Genomic DNA, 4,855 nt, shown 5'->3' on the forward strand with positions numbered 1-4,855 from the left:
ACCTACCAACCCCCCACCACCCCCACCGAACAACACCTCACCACCATCTGGACCGACCTCCTCGACCTCGACCACATCGGCATCGGCGACGACTTCTTCAACCTCGGCGGCCACTCCCTCCTCGCCACCCGGGCCATCTCGCGCATCCGCACCGACCTCGATGTGGACCTGCCCCTCGCCGCGCTGTTCGACCACCCCACCATCGCCGCCCTCGCCGCACGGATCGACGCCGGAACCCCCGGCACCGACATCCCGCCGATCCGGCCGGCGGACCGCGGGCGGCCGCTGCCGCTGTCCTTCGCCCAGCAGCGCCTCTGGTTCCTGCACCAGCTCGACCCGGCCGCGACCGACTACCACGTCCCGCTCCGGATCACCTTCGACGGCCCCGCCGACGCCGCCGCCCTCGGCGCCGCGCTCACCGCCCTCGTCGAACGCCACGAGATCCTGCGCACCCGGCTCGTGACCGGACCGGACGGAGTGCCGTACCAGGTGATCGACCCGCCGGCTGCGGTGCCGCTGGCCGCGACCGACGATCCGCGAGCGCCCTTCGACCTCGCCCGCGGCCCCCTGCTGCGGGCCGCGCTCGCCGAGAGCACCGAGGACCACCACACGCTCGCCCTGACCATGCACCACGTCATCGCCGACGAGTGGTCCGGCCGGATCCTCCGGCGCGAGCTGTCGGCGGCGCTGGCCGGTGCCGCGCTGCCGCCGCTGCAGCTGCAGTACGCCGACTTCGCCGTCTGGCAACGCACCTGGTTCACCGGTCCGGTCCGCGACGCGCAGCTGGCGTACTGGCGGGCCCAGCTCGCCGACCCGCCGGCGCTGGAGCTGCCGACCGTCCACCCCCGCCCGGCGGTGCGCTCCACGGCCGGCGCCGTCCTCGACTTCGCGATCCCGGCCCACGTCACGGCCGGGCTGCGGCGAATGGGCACGACCGCGTTCATGGCCCTCACGGCCGCATACGCCGTCCTGCTGCACCGCTACACGGGCCAGGACGACCTGCTCATCGGCACACCGGTCGCCAACCGCAACCACCCGGACACCGAGGCCCTCATCGGGTTCTTCGTCAACACGCTGGTCCTGCGCATCCGGCTCGCGGGCGACCCCACCTTCGCCGAGGTCCTCGCCGACACCAGGGCCACGGCCCTGGAGGCGTTCGCCAACCAGGACCTGCCCTTCGAGCAGCTCGTCGACGAGCTCGTCGCCGACCGGGACCGCTCGTACACGCCACTCGTGCAGACCCTGTTCACCTACGCCGCCGAGGACGACACGCAGGGCATCATCCACGACGGAACGCACCGGCACGACGACACCGACGTGAAGTTCGACCTGTCGCTGGTCGTCGAGGAGGCGGGCGACCGCCTGGTGGGCGGCGTGCACTACAGCACCGCCCTGTTCGACCGGGGCTGGGCGGAACGGTTCGTCGGGCACCTGCTGACCTTGCTCGAGGCCGTCGTCGCCGATCCCGGCCGCCGACTCTCGCAGGCGCCGATCCTCACCGCCGACGAACGCGACCGGCTGCGCGCCGCCGACGCCCGCGCGGTGACGCCCGTGGCCGACGAACGGGTCGCCGCGCTGGTCGCCCGGCAGGCCGCCGACCGCCCGGACGCGATCGCCGTCGTCCACGACCGGCGGGTGCTGACGTACCGTGAGCTCGACGACGCCGCCAACCGCCTGGCCCATCACCTGCTCGACTCGGGCGTCGAGGCCGAGACCGTCGTCGGCGTCTGCCTGGACCGCGGCATCGACGCGGTCGTCGCCATGCTCGCCGTATGGAAGGCCGGCGGGGCCTACCTGCCGCTCGATCCGGCCCTCCCGGCCGAGCGGATCGAGTTCATGCGCACCGACAGCGCGGCGAAGTTCCTCCTCGACCGCAACACGCTCGACGATCCGGCGGTGCGTGCCGCGCTACAAGGACAGCCCTCCTCGGTACCGCGGGTCCGCGTCCTGGCCGACCAGCTCGCGTACGTCATCTACACCTCCGGCTCCACCGGCCGGCCCAAGGCGGTCCAGGCAACGCATCGAGGCCTGGCGAACCTCGTAGCCGGACACCGGGCCACATTCGGCATCGACCACGACACCGTCCGGCTGCAGTTCGCGTCCTCCGGCTTCGACGTCGCCGTCGGCGAGGTGGCCGCGGCCCTGGCCGCCGGCGCGACGCTGGTGGTCCCGACGCAGCTGGAGCGCACCGACCCGGGCCGGCTGACCGAGCTGATCCGTGACCGGCGGGTCACCGTCGCCTCGCTGCCACCGGCGGTCCTCGGCGCCCTGGCGCCGGGCGACCTGCCCGGCCTCGCCACGCTCGTCACCGGCGGGGAGCAGCTCGACGCCGGCCTCGCCGCCCTGTGGGCCACGCACAGCCGGCTCGTGAACTCCTACGGCCCGACGGAGACGACGATCTGTGCCACAACGGCGACGCTGCCGGCGCACCTGACCGGGCCGCCCCCGATCGGCCGGCCGATCGCCAACATCCAGGTCCACCTCCTGGACCGATACTTCGAGCCCGTTCCGGCCGGCGTCGTCGGCGAAATCTTCATCGGCGGCACCGGCGTCACCCGCGGCTACCGCAACCGGCCGGCCCTCACCGCCGCATCGTTCGTCCCCGACCCGTTCACGACGACCGGCGGCCGCCTGTACCGCACCGGCGACCTCGCCCGGCGTCTCGCCGACGGCCAGCTCGAGTTCCTCGGCCGCACCGACCACCAGATCAAGATCCGCGGCCACCGCGTCGAACCCGCCGAGATCCAGCATGCCCTCACCGCCCACCCGCACATCACCGCCGCCGTCGTCACCGCCGTCGAAGCACGCCTCGTCGCCTACGTCGTACCCGCGAACGGCGACCTGCCACCCGCCGACGAACTGCGCGCCCACCTCGGCCGCACGCTGCCCGACCACATGATCCCGGCCCTGTTCATCGAGCTGGCCCAGCTGCCGGTCACGGTGAACGGCAAGCTCGACCGCGCCGCACTTCCCGTGCCGGACGCCACCCGCCCCGAGCTCTCCGGCGGCTACCGGCCACCGGCCACCGCGACCGAGGACGTCCTCGCCGGCATCTGGGCCGAACTGCTCGGCCTCGACCGCGTCGGTACCGCCGACAACTTCTTCGACCTCGGCGGCAACTCGCTGCTCGCCGTCCAGGTGGTCGCCCGCGTCCGGGCCGCCCTCGACGCCGACATCGCCCTGGCCGAACTGTTCGACCGCCCGACCGTCGCCGCACTCGCGGCCTCGATGCACACCACCTCGGAACCCGGCGACGGACCGATCGCGCGCGCGGATCGCGGCGAACCCATCCCGCTGTCCTTCGGGCAGCAGCGGCTGTGGTTCCTCGCCCAGCTCGACCCGGAGTCGGTCGAGTACAACATCCCGATCGCGATCCCGCTCGACGATTCGGTCGATCCCGACCGGCTGGCCGATGCGTTGACCGCCCTCGTGGAGCGGCACGAGGTGCTGCGCACCCGCCTGGTGACCGGCGCGGACGGGACGCCGTATCAGGTCGTCGATCCGCCCGCACGGGTACCGCTGAAGGTTTCGCCGATGCCCGAGGAAGGCGGACCGTTCGACCTCGCGGCGGGCCCGTTGTTGCGTGCGACGTTGGTACGGCCGGCCGGGGGTGGTAGCCGCCTGGTGTTGACGATGCACCATGTGATCTCTGACGCGTGGTCGGCGGGGATTCTGCGCCGGGAACTGACCGCCTTGCTCACCGACGCGTCACTGCCGCCGCTGCCGATCCAGTACGCGGATTACGCGGTGTGGCAGCGTCAGTGGCTGGCTGGGCCGGTGTTGGACGCCCAGTTGGCGTATTGGCGGGCGCAATTGGCGGACCCGCCGGTCCTGGAGTTGCCGACGGATCGGCCTCGTCCGGCGGTGCGGTCGGCGGCTGGTGGCCTGGTCGAGTTCACGATCCCGGCCGACGTGACGGCCCGGCTGCGGGAACTGTCCCGGCAGCACGGCACCACCATGTTCATGACGTTGACCGCCGCCTACGCGGTGTTCCTGGCCCGGCACACCGGCCAGGACGACATCCTGATCGGCACCCCGGTTGCTGGGCGTGGCCGGGCGGAGACCGAGGGGCTGATCGGGTTCTTCATCAACACCCTCGTCCTACGCACCCAACTCGACGACGACCCCACCTTCGCAGAACTGCTGGCCCGCACCCGGACCACCGCCCTGAACGGCTACGCCCACCAAGACCTGCCCTTCGAACAACTCGTCGACGAACTCGTCCACCACCGCGACCGATCCCGCACTCCTCTCATCGACACCGTCTTCACCTACATGACGACCGGTGACCCGAGTGGGGTGCTGCCGGCGAAGTGGGATCTGACCCTGACCGTCCTGGATGCCGGCGGGGAAACGCTGACCGCGGCCCTGCAATACAGCACGGCCCTGTTCGACGAGGCGACGGTAGCGGATTGGGCCGCCCACTTCGCGGTGCTGCTGGCCGGGGCGGCCGCCGACGTAGATATGCCGGTATCCCAGCTGCCCGTGTTGAACGCCGCGCAGCAGGCGTGGCTGGCCGAGTGCAACGACACCGATGCGCCGACGCGTGCTGTGTCGATCGTGGAGGTGTTCGAGGCCCAAGCGGCCACCCGCCCGGACGAGGTCGCCGTCGTCGACGGCCAGCAGAGCCTCACCTACGCCCAGCTGAACGCGTCCGCGAACCGGGTCGCCCGGTCACTGATCGGGGCCGACCCTGGGACAGTGGTCGCGGTCCGGATCCCCCGCTCAGCCGACCTCGTCATCGCCATGCTCGGTGTGCTCAAAACCGGCGCCGCCTACCTACCCATCGACGTGCACCACCCAGACGGCCGCATCGACGCGCTGCTGCACGACGCCGCCCCACATGTGGTCCTCA

1 protein-coding gene is annotated in these 4,855 nt (G+C 72.1%); it reads left to right on the forward strand.

The window, feature by feature from the left end:
• Nucleotides 1-4,855: amino acid adenylation domain-containing protein (locus ABD901_RS58060; protein ID WP_345144871.1), on the forward strand; the 4,855-nt coding region annotated here is incomplete at both ends.

Source organism: Dactylosporangium darangshiense (assembly GCF_039537565.1).
Classification (GTDB): Bacteria; Actinomycetota; Actinomycetes; order Mycobacteriales; family Micromonosporaceae; genus Dactylosporangium; species Dactylosporangium darangshiense.